The 17,656-nt window shown below is 67.6% G+C and carries 22 protein-coding genes; 14 read left to right on the top strand and 8 right to left on the bottom strand.

Annotation, left to right across the window (positions count from 1 at the left end; all coding sequences use genetic code 11):
- The first annotated feature begins 157 nt into the window (after positions 1-157).
- From mnmG to AC1DSC_RS03735, 7 genes are all read left to right on the top strand, one after another.
- On the top strand, positions 158-2,116 hold the full coding sequence (mnmG, locus tag AC1DSC_RS03765; protein ID WP_278878068.1) for a tRNA uridine-5-carboxymethylaminomethyl(34) synthesis enzyme MnmG: 1,959 nt from the start codon (positions 158-160) through the stop codon (positions 2,114-2,116).
- Positions 2,113-2,754 (top strand): 16S rRNA (guanine(527)-N(7))-methyltransferase RsmG, encoded by a 642-nt coding sequence (gene rsmG / locus AC1DSC_RS03760; RefSeq protein ID WP_436287045.1) that lies wholly within the window; start codon positions 2,113-2,115, stop codon positions 2,752-2,754. The genes mnmG and rsmG overlap by 4 nt, the downstream gene beginning before the upstream one ends.
- 115 nt (positions 2,755-2,869) lie before the next feature.
- Positions 2,870-3,484, top strand: coding sequence for a LysE family transporter (locus AC1DSC_RS03755; protein WP_012745212.1), 615 nt, complete (start codon positions 2,870-2,872; stop codon positions 3,482-3,484).
- A 7-nt stretch (positions 3,485-3,491) separates the two neighbouring features.
- Positions 3,492-4,406, top strand: coding sequence for a ParA family protein (locus AC1DSC_RS03750; RefSeq protein ID WP_012745213.1), 915 nt, complete (start codon positions 3,492-3,494; stop codon positions 4,404-4,406).
- A complete protein-coding gene (locus AC1DSC_RS03745) occupies positions 4,406-4,957 on the top strand; it encodes an RBBP9/YdeN family alpha/beta hydrolase (protein ID WP_436287046.1) in 552 nt (183 codons plus the stop codon). Before AC1DSC_RS03750 ends, AC1DSC_RS03745 begins: the two co-directional genes overlap by 1 nt.
- A complete protein-coding gene (locus tag AC1DSC_RS03740) occupies positions 4,957-5,904 on the top strand; it encodes a ParB/RepB/Spo0J family partition protein (protein WP_018903381.1) in 948 nt (315 codons plus the stop codon). Before AC1DSC_RS03745 ends, AC1DSC_RS03740 begins: the two co-directional genes overlap by 1 nt.
- Before the next feature lie 108 nt (positions 5,905-6,012).
- Positions 6,013-6,912, top strand: coding sequence for a CsgG/HfaB family protein (locus AC1DSC_RS03735; RefSeq protein WP_436041860.1), 900 nt, complete (start codon positions 6,013-6,015; stop codon positions 6,910-6,912).
- 81 nt (positions 6,913-6,993) lie between these two features.
- Here the strand turns inward: AC1DSC_RS03735 and AC1DSC_RS03730 are convergent, their stop codons facing one another.
- Positions 6,994-8,418, bottom strand: a complete 1,425-nt coding sequence (locus tag AC1DSC_RS03730) for an FAD-binding oxidoreductase (RefSeq protein ID WP_436041861.1) — start codon at positions 8,416-8,418, stop codon at positions 6,994-6,996.
- Between the two features lie 86 nt (positions 8,419-8,504).
- On the opposite strand from AC1DSC_RS03730, the gene AC1DSC_RS03725 reads away from it, so the two are divergent.
- From AC1DSC_RS03725 to AC1DSC_RS03710, 4 genes are all read left to right on the top strand, one after another.
- Positions 8,505-9,011 carry a DinB family protein gene (locus AC1DSC_RS03725; protein ID WP_436287047.1) on the top strand — a complete coding sequence of 169 codons (507 nt, stop codon included), beginning with the start codon at positions 8,505-8,507 and terminating at the stop codon, positions 9,009-9,011.
- A 16-nt stretch (positions 9,012-9,027) separates the two neighbouring features.
- Complete coding sequence (locus AC1DSC_RS03720) at positions 9,028-9,633, top strand: cob(I)yrinic acid a,c-diamide adenosyltransferase (protein ID WP_278878081.1); 606 nt, start codon at positions 9,028-9,030, stop codon at positions 9,631-9,633.
- Positions 9,630-9,998: a hypothetical protein gene (locus AC1DSC_RS03715; protein ID WP_278878083.1), complete on the top strand. Its 369-nt coding sequence runs from the start codon at positions 9,630-9,632 to the stop codon at positions 9,996-9,998. Before AC1DSC_RS03720 ends, AC1DSC_RS03715 begins: the two co-directional genes overlap by 4 nt.
- A 328-nt stretch (positions 9,999-10,326) precedes the next feature.
- Positions 10,327-10,845 (top strand): class IV adenylate cyclase, encoded by a 519-nt coding sequence (locus tag AC1DSC_RS03710; protein WP_436287048.1) that lies wholly within the window; start codon positions 10,327-10,329, stop codon positions 10,843-10,845.
- A gap of 9 nt (positions 10,846-10,854) precedes the next feature.
- Here AC1DSC_RS03710 and AC1DSC_RS03705 read toward each other — a convergent pair whose 3' ends face one another.
- Positions 10,855-11,493: a GDSL-type esterase/lipase family protein gene (locus AC1DSC_RS03705; protein ID WP_436287049.1), complete on the bottom strand. Its 639-nt coding sequence runs from the start codon at positions 11,491-11,493 to the stop codon at positions 10,855-10,857.
- 13 nt (positions 11,494-11,506) lie between these two features.
- Entirely contained in the window at positions 11,507-11,689 is a 183-nt protein-coding gene (locus AC1DSC_RS03700) for a hypothetical protein (protein ID WP_012745223.1), read from the bottom strand.
- Positions 11,690-11,867: 178 nt separating this feature from the next.
- Here AC1DSC_RS03700 and AC1DSC_RS03695 point away from each other — a divergent pair, with 178 nt between their 5' ends.
- The gene (locus tag AC1DSC_RS03695; RefSeq protein WP_436287050.1) at positions 11,868-12,299 is read left to right on the top strand and encodes an RcnB family protein; all 432 of its coding nucleotides are present in this window, start codon (positions 11,868-11,870) and stop codon (positions 12,297-12,299) included.
- A 19-nt stretch (positions 12,300-12,318) separates the two neighbouring features.
- Here the strand turns inward: AC1DSC_RS03695 and AC1DSC_RS03690 are convergent, their stop codons facing one another.
- Together AC1DSC_RS03690 and AC1DSC_RS03685 are read right to left on the bottom strand one after the other, a co-directional pair.
- The gene (locus tag AC1DSC_RS03690) at positions 12,319-12,579 is read right to left on the bottom strand and encodes a hypothetical protein (protein ID WP_012745225.1); all 261 of its coding nucleotides are present in this window, start codon (positions 12,577-12,579) and stop codon (positions 12,319-12,321) included.
- Positions 12,580-12,693: 114 nt separating this feature from the next.
- Positions 12,694-13,638: a CysB family HTH-type transcriptional regulator gene (locus AC1DSC_RS03685; protein WP_012745226.1), complete on the bottom strand. Its 945-nt coding sequence runs from the start codon at positions 13,636-13,638 to the stop codon at positions 12,694-12,696.
- Positions 13,639-13,833: 195 nt separating this feature from the next.
- Between AC1DSC_RS03685 and AC1DSC_RS03680 the strand changes: the two genes are divergently transcribed.
- The gene (locus AC1DSC_RS03680; protein WP_436287051.1) at positions 13,834-14,436 is read left to right on the top strand and encodes a TetR/AcrR family transcriptional regulator; all 603 of its coding nucleotides are present in this window, start codon (positions 13,834-13,836) and stop codon (positions 14,434-14,436) included.
- Positions 14,437-14,645: 209 nt separating this feature from the next.
- Positions 14,646-15,563, top strand: coding sequence for an alpha/beta fold hydrolase (locus AC1DSC_RS03675; protein ID WP_436287052.1), 918 nt, complete (start codon positions 14,646-14,648; stop codon positions 15,561-15,563).
- 48 nt (positions 15,564-15,611) lie between these two features.
- Here the strand turns inward: AC1DSC_RS03675 and minE are convergent, their stop codons facing one another.
- From minE to minC, 3 genes are read right to left on the bottom strand one after another with little or no spacing between them, the layout of a single operon-like run.
- Entirely contained in the window at positions 15,612-15,890 is a 279-nt protein-coding gene (minE, locus tag AC1DSC_RS03670; RefSeq protein WP_012745230.1) for a cell division topological specificity factor MinE, read from the bottom strand.
- 3 nt (positions 15,891-15,893) lie between these two features.
- Entirely contained in the window at positions 15,894-16,709 is an 816-nt protein-coding gene (gene minD / locus AC1DSC_RS03665) for a septum site-determining protein MinD (RefSeq protein WP_012745231.1), read from the bottom strand.
- Positions 16,710-16,764: 55 nt separating this feature from the next.
- Complete coding sequence (gene minC / locus AC1DSC_RS03660; protein ID WP_012745232.1) at positions 16,765-17,538, bottom strand: septum site-determining protein MinC; 774 nt, start codon at positions 17,536-17,538, stop codon at positions 16,765-16,767.
- Between the last annotated feature and the right edge of the window lie 118 nt (positions 17,539-17,656).

The following is a 17,656-nucleotide window of genomic DNA, read 5'->3' as shown; positions in this document are numbered from 1 at the left end:
AACTATCCAATCTACAAGAGGGTTTGGCCGAGATGGCGAGGTGGTTTAGGCGCCATTAACCATATTGCCCGCATTTCGAACGCAAACCGGCACCCCCGATTAAAATCGGTGCCCCCTTTGCGCAGCGCACGCGTCAGTAGTGCGCCCCCTCTTTCAAATGCTGTACCCCGAAGAATTCGATGTGATCGTCGTCGGCGGTGGCCATGCCGGCACCGAAGCCGCGCTGGCCGCTGCGCGCATGGGCGCCAAGACGCTGCTGCTCTCCCACAACATCGAGACGCTGGGGCAGATGAGCTGCAACCCGTCGATCGGCGGCATCGGCAAGGGCCACCTCGTGAAAGAGGTGGATGCGCTGGGCGGTGCCATGGCCATTGCCACCGATGAGGCGGGCATCCAGTTCCGCATTCTCAATTCGAGCAAGGGCCCGGCGGTGCGCGCGACCCGCGCGCAGGCCGACCGCGTGCTGTACAAGGCCGCGATCCGCCGCCGCCTGGAGAACCAGCCGAACCTGAGCCTGTTCCAGCAGGCGGTCGATGACCTGATGGTGGAGGGCGACCGCGTGGTCGGCGCCGTCACGCAGGTGGGCATTGCCTTTCGTGCGCGCACGGTGGTGCTCACCGCCGGGACTTTTCTCGACGGCCGCATCCATGTGGGCCTGGACAACTACCAGGCCGGCCGCGCGGGCGATCCGCCGGCGGTCAGCCTGTCGGCCCGGCTCAAGGAGCTCAAGCTGCCGCAGGGCCGGCTGAAGACCGGCACGCCCCCGCGGCTGGACGGCCGGAGCATCGACTTTTCGAAGTGCACCGAGCAACCCGGCGACGGCATGCCGGGCGGGGCAGGGCCAATGCCGGTGTTCAGCTTCATGGGCCGGGCCGACATGCATCCGCAGCAGATGCCGTGCTGGATCACCCACACCAATGCGCGCACGCACGACATCATCCGCTCGGGCTTCGACCGCAGCCCGATGTTCACCGGCAAGATCGACGGCGTCGGTCCGCGCTACTGCCCGAGCGTCGAAGACAAGATCAACCGCTTTGCCGACAAGGAAAGCCACCAGATCTTTCTCGAGCCCGAAGGCCTGACGACCAACGAGTACTACCCCAACGGCATCTCGACCAGCCTGCCGTTCGACATCCAGTACCAGCTTGTGCGCTCGATGCCCGGGCTGGAGAACGCCCACATCCTTCGGCCCGGCTACGCCATCGAGTACGACTACTTCGATCCGCGCGAACTCAAGAGCAGCTTCGAGACGCGCTCGATCAAGGGCCTGTTCTTTGCCGGACAGATCAACGGCACCACTGGCTACGAAGAGGCGGCGGCCCAGGGCCTGTTTGCCGGCATCAATGCCGCGCTCCAGTGCCGCGGCGAAGAAGCCTGGCTGCCGCGCCGCGACGAGGCCTACCTGGGCGTGCTGGTCGACGACCTGATCACCAAGGGCGTGACCGAGCCTTACCGCATGTTCACGAGCCGCGCCGAGTTCCGGCTGCAGCTGCGCGAGGACAACGCCGACATGCGCCTGACCGAGGCAGGGCGCAAGCTGGGCCTGGTGGACGATGCGCGCTGGGATGCTTTCAGCCGCAAGCGCGACACTGTTTCACGTGAAACAGAACGGCTCAAGTCGATCTGGGTGAATCCGCGCAACCTCCCGGCTGCCGAGTCGGAGCGCGTGCTCGGCAAGGCCATCGAGCACGAGTACAACCTGGCCGACCTGCTGCGCCGGCCCGATGTGAACTACGAAACGCTGATGTCGCTGGACGGTGGAAAGTACAGCGCCGGATCGCCCCTCAGTGAAACCGAGATCGAGCAGATCGAGATCTCGGCCAAGTACTCGGGCTACATCGAGCGCCAGCACGACGAAGTGGAGCGCGCGGCGCATTTCGAAAACCTGCGCCTGCCGGCCGATTTCGACTACAGCCAGGTCAAGGCGCTGAGTTTCGAAGTGCGCCAGAAGCTCGACAAGCACCGGCCCGAGACGCTGGGCCTGGCATCGCGCATCTCGGGCGTCACGCCGGCCGCCATTTCCTTGCTGATGATCCACTTGCGCAAAGGCGGCCACAAGGCATTCAACCGCGACGCCGCCACGGAAGCCGCCGCAGAATCGCAGCCCGCCCAATGAGCGCGCCCATCGACACGCTGCGCCAGGGCGCGGCCGCCCTGGGCACGGCCTTGTCCGATGCGCAGGCGGAACAGCTGCTGGCCTACGGCACGCTGATGCTCAAGTGGAACAAGGTCTACAACCTCACGGCGCTGCGCGATCCGGCCAGCGTGCTGACGCACCATCTGCTCGACAGCCTCGCGGCCGTGGCGCCGCTGCAGCGCGAATGGGCAGGGAAGGGCAAGCTGCTCGACGTGGGATCGGGCGGTGGCCTGCCGGGCGTGGTGATTGCCGTCCTGCGGCCAGACCTCGAGGTGAGCTGCCTCGACGCCGTGGCCAAGAAGGCGGCCTTCGTCCAGCAGGTGGCGGCCGAGCTCGAATTGCCCAACCTGCGCGGTCTGCATGCGCGCGTCGAATCGCTGACGGGCAGCTATGAAGTCATCAGCTCCCGGGCCTTTGCCTCCTTGCCCGATTTCTTCAACGGTTCGCGGCACCTGCTGGCGTCGGGCGGTGTCTGGCTGGCCATGAAAGGCAAGATGCCCACCGATGAGCTCGCCGCCTTGCCCCAGGGTATCGCGGTGTTTCACGTGGAACAATTGACTGTTCCCGGCTTGGACGCCGAGCGCTGCATTGTCTGGGCGCGCCAGGAAGCGGCCTGAATCGCCAAAAAAGAGGTCGCCGCATCGGTGAAAGCCGGTGCCGAACGATCCTCGCCGGGCCGGCCTCGCTTAGACTCGACGCCTCCCCCTGGCTCTCCTTCTCGAGGCAAATCCCATGTTCGGCATTGCTGACTACGGCGCATTCGTCGCCGCCATCGTCCTCTTTCTCCTGATTCCCGGTCCGGGCAACCTCGCGTTGATCACCTCGACCAGCAAAGGCGGAATCCGTGGCGGCCTGGCGGCCACCTTGGGCGTGATCGTCGGCGACCAGTTCCTGATGTGGGCGGCGGTGGCGGGCGTGGCGGCCGTGCTGGCGGCCTATCCGGCCGCGTTCAAGGCGGTGCAGTGGCTGGGCGCCGTCTATCTGGCATGGCTGGGCGCCAAGATGCTGCTGGCTAAGCCCGGCGCGGCACCCATCCTCAACATCCGCCCCAGCCACTTCATGCGCCAGGCGCTGGCCATCACCTTGCTGAATCCCAAGGCCATCGTGTTCTACATGGCCTTCTTTCCGCTGTTCGTCGACCCTGCGCGCCACCAGGGCGTGGTCACTTTCGGTGCCATGGCGGTGACAATCGCCGCGCTGACCTTTCTCTACGGCCTCACGTCGACGCTGCTCACGCACTTCCTGGCGGAGCGCATCCGCGCCAATCCGCGCATTTCGGGCAGGCTCGAAAAGCTCGCGGGCGTCTTCCTGATCGCCTTCGGCATCAAGCTCGCCATTTCCCGCTGATCCTCATATGGCCAAGATTTTCTGCATTGCCAACCAAAAGGGCGGCGTCGGCAAGACCACCACCACCGTCAACCTGGCCGCCGGCCTGGCCAAGGTGGGCCAGCGGGTGCTGATGATCGACCTCGATCCCCAGGGCAATGCAACCATGGGTTCGGGCATCGACAAGCGCCAGCTGGAGCTCACGGTGTACGACGTGCTGCTCGAGTCGGCTTCGGTGGCCGAGGCGCGCGTCAAGGCCGACAAGCTGGTGGAGGGCGGCTGCGGCTACGACGTGCTGGGCGCCAACCGCGAGCTGGCCGGCGCCGAAGTCGAAATGGTGGCGCTCGACCGCCGCGAAAAGCGCTTGCGCACCGCGCTTGCGACAGTGGGCGCCGAGTACGACTTCGTGCTGATCGACTGCCCGCCGAGCCTGAGCCTGCTGACGCTCAACGGCCTGTGCGCCGCCCACGGCGTGATCGTGCCGATGCAGTGCGAGTACTTCGCGCTCGAGGGGCTCACGGACCTGGTCAACACCATCAAGCAGGTGCACGCCAACCTCAACAAGAACCTGCAGATCATCGGCCTGCTGCGCGTGATGTTCGATCCGCGCATCACGCTGCAGCAGCAGGTGAGCGAGCAGCTCAAGGCCCACTTCGGCGACAAGGTGTTCGACACCGTGATCCCGCGCAACGTGCGGCTGGCCGAGGCGCCCAGCTATGGCCTGCCGGGCGTGGTGTTCGATCCGGCCGCGCGCGGCAGCCAGGCCTTCGTTGCCTTTGCCAAGGAACTGGTCGAGAAGATGCCGCCCGCCAGCGCCTTCGCATCCGGTGCCGTTGCGCCGCCCATTGCGCCGGTCGGGCCGGTCGCGCCGCCCAACCTGGCGGTCCCGGAGGATGTGCTGTCGCCGGCAGGCGGCCCCGATTCGGGCGAGAAAAGCTTCTGATGGCCGTGTTGTCTCGCGTCTTCCTGCTGCCGGGCTGGCAGAACAGCGGCCCCGGCCATTGGCAGACCCGCTGGGAGTCGGTCCACGGCGACCACCGCGTCGAGCAGCACGATTGGATGCGGCCGCTGCGCGGCGACTGGTCCGCGCGGCTCGAGGAAGAGGTGCTGGCGGCATCCGAGCCCGTGGTCTTTGCAGCGCACAGCCTGGGATGCATCCTCGTTGCGGCCTGGGCTGCGCATTCGCGCAATACGCACAAGGTGCGGGGCGCGCTGCTGGTGGCACCCGGCGACGTCGAACGCGACGACCTGCGCCAGCTGATTCCGGGCTGGGCGCCGATCGTGCGCCAGCCGCTGCCCTTTGCCTCGGTGCTGATCGCCGCCAACGACGACCCCTACTGCGAGGCCGCGCGCTCGCGCCAGATGGCTGCTGACTGGGGCGCGCGCTTCGTCGACGCCGGTGCGGGTGGCCACCTGAACGCCGAATCCGGCCTGGGCGACTGGTCCCAGGGCCGGCAACTACTGAACGAAATCTCGACGAAAGACACGCACTGATGGCGACCAAGAAACCCAAGGGCCTGGGGCGCGGCCTCGAAGCGCTGCTCGGCCCCACGGCCGCGCCGTCCGCCGACCCCAGCGGTGCCGACGAAGGCGCCGCCGCGCAGAACCCGAACACGCTGATGCTCGACGAGATGGTGGCCGGCGTCTACCAGCCGCGCACCCGCATGGACGAAGGCGCGCTCTACGAGCTGGCCGAGAGCATCAAGGCGCAGGGCATCATGCAGCCGATCCTGGTGCGCCGGCTCGATGCCGAATCGGCCGCCGCCAAGAACGCCGAGTACGAAATAATCGCGGGCGAGCGCCGCTTCCGCGCCGCCCGGCTCGCGGGCCTCGACCGCGTGCCGGTGCTGGTGCGCGACGTGCCCAACGAGGCCGCGGCGGCCATGTCGCTGATCGAGAACATCCAGCGCGAAGATCTCAACCCGCTCGAAGAAGCTCAAGGCCTGCAACGCCTGGTCTCAGAGTTTGGGCTCACTCACGAAGCGGCTGCACAGGCCGTGGGCCGGTCGCGCAGCGCGGCCAGCAACCTGCTGCGGCTGCTGAACCTGGCCGAGCCGGCGCAGCAGATGCTGATGGCCGGCGACATCGACATGGGCCATGCCCGCGCGCTGCTCTCGCTGGACCGCGGCACGCAGATCACGGCCGCCAACCAGATCGCGGCCAAGAAGATGTCGGTGCGCGAAGCCGAGGCGCTGGTCAAAAGGCTGGCGGCCGAGTTCACCCTCACGCCGTCCCGCCGCAGCAACGACGGCGAGAAGTCGCGCGACCTGCAGCGCGTGGAAGAGGAACTGGCCGACCTGCTGACCGCCGAGGTCGAGGTCCGCATCAAGAAGCGCAGCAAGCGCGGCGGCAAGGTGGAGGAGAGCGGCGAGCTGGCGATCCACTTCGGCTCGATCGAGGCGCTCAACGGGCTGATCGAGCGCATCCGCCGAACGGCCTAGGTGCGGGCGCGTCCAGTCGGACATTCGCGCGATTGATTCTTGCAATCTTTTACGCGTATCCTCGCCGCTGACGTTTCAACACCAGATCTCGAGGAGAGGGAGTTCATCATGAAGTTCAGGACAAGGTTTCCGTTCGCGGCCGTGGCCGTCGGCGCACTGCTGCTGACCGGTTGCGCGACCACCGACATGCAGATGGGCAGCCAGTCGGCCAAGACCATGGCCACGGGCAGCGCCGCGGGTTCCGCCACCGCCGGCGAAAGCAGCCAGCTCGAGCGCTGCGATTCGCCGCTCGGCACCGTCTCGCTGATCGAGAACGTCAATGCCGGCTGGTACACCATCCTCACCGGCGAGTACCGCCTGCCGCCCACGGCCAACCTGCTGCGCCTTCTGGTGCAGCAGTCGAACTGCTTCGTGGTGGTCGAGCGCGGCGCGGCCGGCATGAACGCCATGACGCGCGAGCGCGCGCTCATGCAGTCGGGCGAAATGCGCGGCGGCAGCAACTTCGGCCGCGGCCAGATGGTGGCGTCCGACTACGGCCTGTCGCCCGAGATCGTGTTCAGCAACAGCGATGCCGGCGGCATCGGCGGCGCGCTGGGCGGGCTGGTCGGCGGCGGCCGGGGCCGCGCGCTGGCCACCATCGGCGGCAACATGCAGACCAAGGAAGCCAGCGCGCTGCTGACGCTCATCGACAACCGCTCGGGCGTGCAGGTCGCGGCTTCGGAAGGCAGCGCCTCCAAGACCGATTTCGGCGCCTTCGGTGCACTGGCCGGCCGCAGTGCCGGCGGCGGCCTCGGCGGCTACACCAACACGGCGCAAGGCAAGGTGATTGCCGCGGCCTTCATGGATGCCTTCAACCAGATGGTGCGTTCGCTGCGCAGCTACAAGGCGCAGACGGTGCGCGGCCAGGGCCTGGGCGGCGGCGGCCGGCTCGGCGTGGATGGCGGCGCGGCGCCTTCGCAGACCTACGTGCCGGCCGAGCAGCCGGCGCCCGCACGCCGCCGCAGGTAAGGCAAGGCGTTCGGCCAGCGGCAAAAAAGCCCGGGGCTCTTGCGAGCCGCCGGGCTTTTTCATGGGCGTGCTTCCGAAAGATCAGAGCGCGAAGATCTTCCCGGGATTCATGATGTTCTTCGGGTCGAGCGCGCGCTTGATCGTGCGCATCATGTCGATCGCACCCACACCTGCTTCGGTCACCAGGAAGTCCATCTTGTGCAGCCCCACGCCGTGCTCGCCGGTGCAGGTGCCCTCGAGCGCCAGTGCGCGGCTCACGAGCGAATGGTTCAGTTCCTCGGCCTTCACGCGCTCTTCGGGAATGTTCGGGTCGAGCAGGTAGCCGAAGTGGAAATTGCCGTCGCCCACGTGGCCGACCAGGAAGTAGGGGATGCCGCTGGCATCGGCTTCGGCCACGGAGTCGAGCAGGCAGTCGGCCAGGCGCGAGATGGGCACGCAGGTGTCGGTCGAGATCACGCGGCAGCCGGGGCGCGACTGCACGGCCGCAAAGTAGGCGTTGTGCCGCGCGGTCCACAGGCGCGTGCGCTCTTCCGGCGTGCTGGCCCATTCGAAGGCGTTGCCGCCATGGCCGCTCGCGAGCTCCTGCACCGTCTCGGCCTGCTCCTTCACGCCGGCCGGCGAGCCGTGGAATTCCATCAGCAGCATCGGCTCTTCGCGCAGGTCGAGCTTGGCGTAGGTGTTGACCATGCGCACCGTGTTCACGTCGATCAGCTCCACGCGCGCGATCGGCACGCCGAGCTGGATGGTCTCGATGGTGGTGCGCACCGCGGCCTCGATGCTCGGGAACGAGCAGATCGCGGCCGACACCGCCTCGGGCAGCGGGTAGATGCGCAGCGTGACTTCGGTGACCACGCCCAGCGTGCCCTCGCTGCCCACCATGAGGCGCGTGAGGTCGTAGCCGGCGGACGACTTCTTTGCGCGCGTGCCGGTGCGGATCACGTCGCCGCTCGCCGTGACCACTTCGAGCGCCAGCACGTTCTCGCGCATGGTGCCGTAGCGCACCGCGTTCGTGCCGCTCGCGCGCGTGGCGGTCATGCCGCCGATGGAAGCGTCCGCACCCGGATCGATGGGAAAGAACAGGCCCGTGCTCTTGATCTCGTCATTGAGCTGCTTGCGCGTGACGCCGGGCTGCACGGTCACGGTGAGGTCGTCGGCATTGACCGACAGTACGCGGTTCATGCGCGAGACGTCGATGCTGATGCCGCCCTGCACCGCCAGCAGGTGGCCTTCGAGCGACGAGCCCACGCCAAAGGGAATGACCGGCACGCTGTGCTCGCTTGCGAGCTTCACCGCGTCGGCCACGTCCTGCGTGCTTTCGGCAAACACCACGGCCGAGGGAGGCGGCGCATCGAACGAGGACTCGTCGCGGCCATGCTGGGTGCGCACGGCCATGGCCGTGGAACAGTTGCCGCCGAAGCGCGCTTTCAGGCCCTCGATCAGGCTGTCGGGCACATTGCGCAGATGAAGCTCCGGCAGCAGGTGCGAGGTTGGGGTCGGGGCGTTCATCGGGCGTCTCCTGGGCGTGAAAGGGGGGCGGGGCTCTGTCCGGCCATTTTACGGAGCGCGCACCATAATGCGCTTCGGAAAAAGCCATGAACCCCACGACCCTCGCAGCGCTTGCCGCATTTCCTTCGCAGCTCGAAGCCCACTACGCGGCCATTCCCCACGCCTTCAGGCACTGGGCGCCGCCCTCGTGGGAGGGTGTGCCCAGCGAGGCCTTTACGGCCATCGAGCAGCTCTGCCATGTGCGCGACATCGAGGTCGAGGGCTATCACGTGCGCTTTCGCCGCACGCTGGAAGAAAGCCATCCGACGCTGGCTTCGATCGACAGCGAGCCGCTCGCCATTGCGCGTGCCTATGGCATGGCCGACGCGGAAAAGGTGCTCGCTGAATTCCGCATTGCGCGTGCCCGGACCATGGACATCGTCTCGAACCTGACGGACGTGCAACTTGCGCGCACGGCCGTGTTCGAAGGCTATGGGCCACTCACGATGCGCAGCCTTGTCCACTACCTCTGCAGCCACGACCAGCAGCATCTGGCGGGCCTGCAATGGCTGGCCGGCAAGATCGATGCGTCGAAGGCCGCGGTCGCCGCATAAACCAGGAGCACCCATCATGGGCAACCGACTCTCGCAGATCGCCACCCGCACCGGCGACGACGGCACCACCGGCCTCGGCGACAACACCCGCGTGCCCAAGGACCACCTGCGCGTGCACGCGATGGGCGACGTGGACGAGCTCAACTCGCAGATCGGCCTGTTGCTCTGCGAGCCCATGCCGGAGCCCGTGCGCGAGCTGCTGGTCGACGTGCAGCACCAGCTCTTCAACCTGGGCGGCGAGCTTTCGATGCCGGGCTACACGCTGCTGAAGGCCGATGCGCTGCTGCAGCTGGACAACGCGCTGGCCGAGCACAACGCCGCCTTGCCGCGCCTGGCCGAATTCATCCTGCCCGCGGGCACGCGCGCGGCCTCGCTCGCGCATGTGTGCCGCACGGTGGCACGGCGGGCCGAACGCGCCGTGGTGGCGCTCGGCGCAACGGCCGAGCTCAACGATGCACTGCGCCAATATCTCAACCGGCTCAGCGACCTGCTCTTCGTGCTCGCGCGCGTGCTCAACCGGATGAACGGCGGCGACGACGTCTACTGGAAGAGCGAACGCATGGCGCGCGCCGCGGCGGCGGATGCAGCCGAGCCCATCGACGAAGAAGGAAGTCCATCATGACGATGAAGAAAACACCTGCCCATGGATTCGCGCTGGCCGCGGCAAGCGCCGCGCTCCTGCTGCTGTCCGCCGCCACCGTTCACGCGCAGAGCGCCGACAACCCGCCCAGGGCGCAGCCGGCGCACACGCTCAAGCCGCCGCCGCGTGACAGCAAGGTCGTGAACAGCGTGCAGCGCGGCACCAACGCCGCCGGCCGCGGCATCGACCGCGCCGAGAACGCGACGCGGCGCGGCGTCAACAACGTTTCGGAAAAAGCCAGCCGGCCGGTGCGCCGGGTCGGCGAAGCCTTCGGACGCAAGCTCGCGCCGGGTTCGAGCGGGCGCACTGCGCCGCCGCCTGTGGGGCCGCAGGGTAGCGCGCCTTGATGTGAGCGCTTTGTTCGTGTGAGCGCTTTGTTCGGGGCGCGCTCCCGCCGACGGGATACCTTGCTCCGCGAATGTCCTCCGGCCTGCGGCCTCCCCCTTGATTTCGCTGCGCAAGGCACCCCATCAGCGGGAGCGTTGGACAGAGCATTGGTTGATCAGCGGTACACCAGCGGCGTGCCCAGGTGCACAGGGCATCGGGTGCTCCCCGCAGCGAAATCAAGGAGGAGGGGCGTAGCCCCGGGGGACATTCGCGGAGGGGAGTACCCGGTGGCCTGTGCACGCGCCCCGAACAAGAGCTCAAAAAAAGCAAGACACGAACCACCAGAAAATGGCAAGAAACATAGAGATCAAGGCCCGCATCGACAGCGTCGAACGCGTGGCACTCATCGCCGCGAAGCTCGCCGATTCAGGCCCTCTCGAAATCGCGCAGGACGACACTTTCTTCCGCTGCGACAACAACGCCGACCGCCTCAAGCTGCGCACCTTCGCGCCCGACCGCGCCGAACTGATCTTCTATCGCCGCGCCAACAGCAGCGGCCCGAAGGAATCGTTCTACCTGATCTCGCCCACCACCACGCCCGACGCGTTGCGCGAATCGCTCACGCTCGCCTGGGGCCAGGCCGGCCGCGTGCGCAAGCAGCGAAGGCTCTTCATCGTGGGCCGCACGCGCGTGCACCTCGACCGCGTGGAGGGCCTGGGCGAATTTCTCGAACTCGAGGTGGTGCTGAAAGATGGCGAGCCTGCCGAGGTTGGCACGGCCGAAGCGCATGCGCTCATGGCGCAGCTGGGCATTGCGTCCGAGCAGCTCGTGCAGGGTGCCTACGTCGACCTGCTGCAGGCTGCCTGAGCCCCGCCGTCACCGCCAGCCGGCGGCCTTGAACTGGTCGGCGAGCTGCTGCGCAATGCGCGCATAGCCTTCGGCATTGGCATGGATGCGGTCGGAGCGCAGCGATGCGTCCGACAGCACGCTCGAATACACATTGGGCACGAGCAGCGCCTGCCCCGACTTCGCCACCTCCTCGTAGAACAGTGCATCGCTCAGCGAGCCGACGGCCGCGCGCATCGCGTCGGGCGAGGGCGTGGCCAGCAGCGCCACGTAGGGTGTGTGTGCGCGCGCCTGGCTCACGAGGGCCGCGAGGTTCTCGCGCGTGGCCGCTGGCGACACGCCGCGCAGCATGTCATTGCCGCCAATGCCGATCAATACCGCGTCGTAGCTGCCGGCAGCCAGCAGCGGCGCGAGGCGCTCCAGCGCGCCGGCCGAGGTGTCGCCATTGAGGCCCGCGTTCTCGATCTGCCAACCGGTGAGCTCGCCCAGCTTCACGGGCCAGGCGGCCTCGGGCGGCGCGCCGTAGCCGAAAGTCAGGCTGTCGCCGAGCGCGAGCACGCGGGCATCGGATTTCAGCGCGGCGGCGGAGGGCTTGCGCTTGCCGCAGGCGGCCACAAGGGCGGCTGCGGGCACGCCGGCCAATAGGTGGAGGAGGTGACGTCGCTTCATGCTGCGCGTCGCCTCAGTCGGGACGCTTGAAGAAGCGGTACAGGCCCGCAACCAGCATGACCGCGCCCAGCAGGGCCATGGCGGTCTGGCCGCCTTGGTAGCCGCCGATGCCGGCCGGCGGGCCCGACATGAGCCACCTCAGGAGCATGCCGCCGCCCCACACTATACCGATGGCGCCAATGATCTTGTCACGCATGTTGATGATGGCGCCTCCACGCCGGCGATGGTTGGGAGGCCCATTGTCGCCAGGGTCGGACAGCACGCCGCCCGGATACCTGCACTTACCTGATTTCACCTGACCGCGACCTGATGCGTGCGGGGCAGACACAAGCGCCGCTGACAATGGACTCGTCATCAACACGAAGGAGTTCCAGATGATCATCAAGTCAAAGAGCATGGCCGTCGCTGCTGCGGCGCTCGCGATGTGCATGGCAGCGGGGAGCGCCTTCGCGCAAGGCCGCGGCCATGACGGCGACCACGACAACCGCGGCAACGGCCGCTACGAACAGCAGCACCGCGACTTCGACCGGCACGACGATCGCCGCGGCGACCGCTATGGCCGCGAGGACTATCGCCCCGGCCGCCAGTTCGATCGCCGCGGCTATCCGCAGCCGCACGCGGAATGGCGCCGCGGCGGGCGCGTGCCCAGCGAATACCGCGGCCGCAACTACGTGGTGAACGACTGGCGCGCCTACCGCCTGCAGCAGCCGCCGCGCGGCTACCAGTGGGTGGGCGTGGGCGGCGACTACGTGCTCGCGGCCATTGCGACCGGCGTGATCGCGCAGATCATCGTGGGCAGCCAGTAACCCGCCGGACGCGGGGCTTTCAGGCCACCACCGTGGGCAGCGACTGGGCGCAGACATTGCGCCCGGTGATGGTGAGCCGCAGGCCGCCGCCGTGCCATTCGAGCCAGTTCAGGCTCACGTAGGCCTCGATGTCGCTGTCGTCGATGCGGTCCGCCTGGCGGCTCTGCAGCAGTTCCACCGTGGCGGGCAACGCACGCCTCAGCCGCTCGCGCCGTTCGGCGGCGTCGGCGGCCTTCAGGGCGGCCCTTGTTTTCTGTTGCTGCTGCGGGGTCGATGCCATTGCTGATCCGTTCCGGGAAGCCAAGGAATTAACCCGAATGTACGCCCCCTTTGTGAAGCAGCGCGCATCTTTCTAAAACCTGTTGCAGCGGGCGCCGAAGGCGTTGCGCGCGCACTAGATTTCGTAGTGCGATCCCTTCGCTTCATCGCCCAGAGCCTTTTCGACGACCGCGCGCGTGAGCGTGGGGGCGAACGATTCGATGAAGGCGTAGACGTACTTGCGCAGGTAGTTGCCGCGCCGCACCGCGAGCTTGGTCATGTTGATGCCGAAGAGCCGGCCCGCGTCGAGCGCGCGCAGCTGCGTGTCGCGCTCCGTCTCGTAGGCCACGCCGGCCACGATGCCCACGCCCATGCCCAGCTGCACGTAGGTCTTGATCACGTCGGCGTCCATCGCGGCCAGCACGATGTTGGGCGCGAGCCCGCGCTGTGCAAAGGCCTCGTCGATGCGCGAGCGCCCGGTGAAGCCGGTGTCGTAGGTGATCAGCGGATGGCGCGTGAGCGCCTCGAGCGTCAGCGGCGCATCGAGCAGCGCATGGCCCGGCGGCACGATCACCGAATGCGTCCAGCGGTAGCAGGGCAGGGCCACCAGCTGGGGATAGTCGCCCAGCGCCTCCGTGGCAATGCCCACGTCGGCCTCGCCGTCGATCAGCATCTGCGCGATCTGCTTGGGCGAGCCCTGGTGCAGGTGCAGCTTCACGTTGGGAAACTGCGCGCGGAATTCCTGCACCGCCACCGGCATCGCATAGCGCGCCTGCGAATGCGTGGCCGCCACCGAGAGCAGGCCGCTTTGCTGCGCGACGAACTCCTGCCCGGCATGGCGCAGGTTGCTGCTTTCCAGCAGCATGCGCTCGATGATCGGCAGCACGTGGCCGCCCGGCTCGGTGAGTCCGGTGAGGCGCTTGCCGGCGCGCACGAAGAGCTCGATGCCGAGCTCTTCCTCCAGCTCGCGGATCTGCCGGCTCACGCCCGGCTGGGACGTGTGGAGGGTATGGGCGACTTCGGTCAGGTTGAAGCCGCAACGAACGGCCTCGCGTACCGAGCGCAGTTGTTGGAAGTTCATCTGGCGCGGAAGAAGATCGGGAGGAGGAAAAGGCACGGGCCCGCAGCGGGCCGAGCGGCGATTCTCGGCACAAGTGCTTATGCGGGGAACGATGCGTTTGTTGGTTTCACATGAGAAAAACATCTGTGCGGGCCTTCCGCCAATGCCGCAACGGGTGAATTTGTAATTTCGCACGACTGTGCTAAAGTTGTTCGCATGGACGCCAAGACCCAGAAAAGCGAACTCACCCGCGCCGCCATCGTCGGCGCGGCGATGGACCTTGCGCTGGCCGAAGGCCTGGAGGCCATCACGCTGCAGGCCGTGGCCAGCCGCCTGGCGCTCTCCAAGAGCGGCGTGTTCTCGCGCGTGGGTTCGCGCGAGGCGCTGCAGAAGGCCGTGATCGAGGAATACAGCCGCCGCTTCCTGGCCGACGTGTTCGTGCCGGCCATGCAAAAGCCCAAGGGCCTCGCGCGGCTCGACGACATCGTCGGGCGCTGGATTGCCCGCACCCGCGACATCGAGGCCGAAACCGGCTGCATCTACATGGCGGGCGCCTTCGAATACGACGACCGCGAAGGCGAGCTGCGCGACCTGCTGTTCGGCGAGATCACGCGCTGGCGCGCCGCGCTGCGCCGCACGGTGCTCCAGGCGGTGGAAACCGGCGAGCTGCGGGCCGACACCGACCCGGCGCAGCTGGTCAGCGAATTGAACGGCCTCATCATGGGCCTGCTGCACGACGCGCGCTTCCTGCGCGACCCCCAGGCCGCCGATCGCGCCACGCAGACCTGGCAGCGGCTTCTTTCGAGCTACCGCGCCTGAGCCACGGCACAGGCCATTCCGTTTTCGTCTTTCTTTGTACTGATTTCGCACGATCGTGCGATAAAAAGGAGAAGCACCATGCTGATCATTGCCCTCTGCCTTGCCGTCTATGTGGGTGCCATCGGCGCCGACGCCGCCCGCGATGCGCTGCGCAGCCTGCCGCGCAGCAACGAGGACTGGGTCTGGTACTGAACGCAGGAGCCCATGGCATGACGAGCACCACCACCTCCGCGGCCACGCACGCCGCGCAGTCCAACTACTACCGCCCGGGCCGGCTGATGCGCGCCTTGCGCTTCGGCCTGACCGCCTCGCAGCGCCTGTGGCCCGCGCTGGGCGTGCGCGCCGCCTACCGCGTGTTCGGCACGCCGCTGCCGCCCAAGTGGCTCTACCGCGGCCAGGGGCCCGGTGCCGGCTGGCGGCGCGAGGCCTGGGCCTTCGAAGACGCCGGCCTCGGCCTCTATCACCTGGCTGCGCAGGACTTCGGCGCGGAATCGGCGCCCGTCGTGCTGCTGGTGCACGGCTGGGGCGGGCATGCGGGGCAGATGCTGGCGCTCGCGCAGGCGCTGGCCGATGCGGGCCTGCGGCCGGTGCTGCTCGAACTGCCGGCCCATGGCCGCAGCGCGGGCACCATGAGCAACTCGCCGCAGTTCGCGCGGGCCATTGCGTACGTGGTTGCCAGGCTGGCGGCCGACGGCCATGCGCTGCGCGCGGTGGCCGCCCATTCGCTGGGCGCCAACGGGCTGGCGCTGGCGGCCGCGCAGGGCCTGCAGGCCGAACGGCTGGTGCTGCTCGCGCCGCCGGCCTCGCCACGCGAATACACGCGCTACTTCGCGCACACCTTCGGCCTCAGCGAGGCGACGCGCCTGGCCATGCAGCGGCGGTTCGAGGCGCGCGAAGGCGTCCTGATGGCGCAGCTGGAGCCGGCGGCCGTCGGTCCGCGCATCGCGCAGCCGACGCTGATCGTGCATGACCAGGGCGACCGCGTGAACCGCTTTGCCGACGCCGAGGCCTACAGGGACGCGATCAGGGGAGCGCGGCTGGTGGCCACGCAGGGACTGGGGCACCGCCGCATCCTCAAGGAGGAGGACGTGGTCCGCCAGGTGGTGCGCTTCGTGGCGCAGCCCTGATGGGCGGGCGCGGGGCGTGCAGTGCCGCCGCCCCGCGTTCTTTCTTCTTCAGCGCGCCGGCGAAGGTGCCGGATCGGGCAGCTCGATCTTGATGTCGAGCACTTCGAGGTCGTCCTGCTTCTCCAGGTGAACCTTGATGTCGTCGGCATTGATCTTCACGTACTTGGAGATCACCGCCATCAGCTCGCGCTGCAGGTCGGGCAGGTAGTCGGGGCGCTTCTTGCCGCTGAGGCTGGACCGCTCGTGCGCGAGGATGATCTGCAGCCGCTCCTTGGCGACGCTGGCCGTCTTCTTCTTTTCGCCGAGCAGGAACGAGAAAAAGGACATGGCCTACTTGCCTCCGAAAATTCGCTTGAAGAAGCCCGGCTTTTCGGCGTCGACGAAGCGCATCGGGCGGTCTTCGCCCAGGAAGCGCGCGACCACGTCGCTGTAGGCCTTGGCCACGTCGGTATCCTTGTCGTGGATTGCGGGCACGCCCTGGTTGGACGCCTGCAGCACGCTTTCCGACTCGGGAATGACGCCGATCAGCTTGATGCGCAGGATGTCCTGGATGTCTTCCAGCGAGAGCATCTGGCCGCCGGCCACGCGGTTGGGGTTGTAGCGGGTGATCAGCAGGTGCTCCTTGATGGGGTCGCCGCCTTCCTTCGCCCGCTTGGTCTTGCTGCTGAGCATGCCCAGGATGCGGTCGGAGTCGCGCACCGAGGATACCTCGGGGTTGGTCACCACGAGCGCCTCGTCGGCAAAGTGCATGGCCATCATCGCGCCGGTCTCGATGCCGGCGGGCGAATCGCAGACGATGTAGTCGAAGTCCATGGCGGCCAGGTCGGCCAGCACCTTTTCGACGCCTTCCTGCGTGAGCGCTTCCTTGTCGCGCGTCTGCGAGGCCGCGAGCACGAACAGGTTGTCGCACTGCTTGTCCTTGATGAGCGCCTGGCTCAGGTTGGCCTCGCCCTGGATCACGTTGATGAGGTCGTACACCACGCGGCGTTCGCAGCCCATGATGAGGTCGAGGTTGCGCAGGCCCACGTCGAAGTCGATCACCGCCGTCTTCTTGCCCGCGAGCGCGAGGCCCGACGCGAAGCTGGCGCTCGTCGTGGTCTTGCCGACGCCGCCCTTGCCTGAGGTCACCACCACAATTTTGGCCATGGCCATTCCTTCTTGTTTCAATTCGGTTGTTGTTGGTCGGATGTGCCTCGGCACATCAGATCGGATCGATCACCAGCTTCTTGCCATCCAGGCGTATCTGGGCCGGCTTGCCGAGCACCGGGTCGGGCAGCGGCACCTCGTTGGTGCGATAGATGCCCGCAATGGCCACGAGCTGCGCTTCCATGCAGGTCGAGAAGATGCGCGCCTCGGTGTTGCCGCGCGCGCCGGCAATGGCCTTGCCCCGCAGCGGCGCGTAGACGTGCACGTTGCCGTCGGCAATGACCTCGGCGCCGAAGCTCACCACGGCGGTCACCACCACGTCGCCGCCGCGGGCGTAGACCTGCTGGCCCGAACGCAGCGGCTTGTCGATCAGCAGCGTGCCGTTGGCCGGCACCGGCACTTCGCGCACGATCTGCGGTGCTTCGCTGGCGGGCGCCGGCGAAGCGGCTGGCGGCGCCGGTGAGCGCGGCGCGGGCGCCACCGGCATGGCCGTGAGCGACAGGCCGGCGGCGCGCGCCGCGGCATTCTGGGCGTTGTTGCCCCCGCGCACCGCAATCGGCTGCGTCTGGTGGCGCGCCAGCAGGCCGCGCAGCGCCGCGAAGTCGAGCGCCGGGGATTCCTCGCCGCTTTCCTCGTCCGGCTGAAGCTGCGAGAGGTCGATGACCACCGGCTCCTGCTCGAAGAAATCGGGCGAATCGGCCAGCTGCGCGTCGAGGGCCTCGGCCAGCACGGCCAGGTCGGCCGTCTTGAGGATCACTGCGATCAGCGGCAGCGTGGCGCTCTTGAATTCGAAAACCGCCTTGGTGCGCGCGGCGGAGACATCGGCCATTGGAAAACGTCGGTGCGAAAAGCGTTGAAGTCTAACGGGCGCGGGCTTCCGGCCAGTGAACGGGGCCCGCTTCAATCACCCCGCAGAACATTTATTGCACGAGGTTTCACTTTTAAAA

The organism is Variovorax sp. 01N425 (assembly GCF_056399465.1).
The sequence above is the reverse complement of the archived record's forward strand: the minus strand, read 5'-3'. Positions and strand labels throughout refer to the sequence as shown.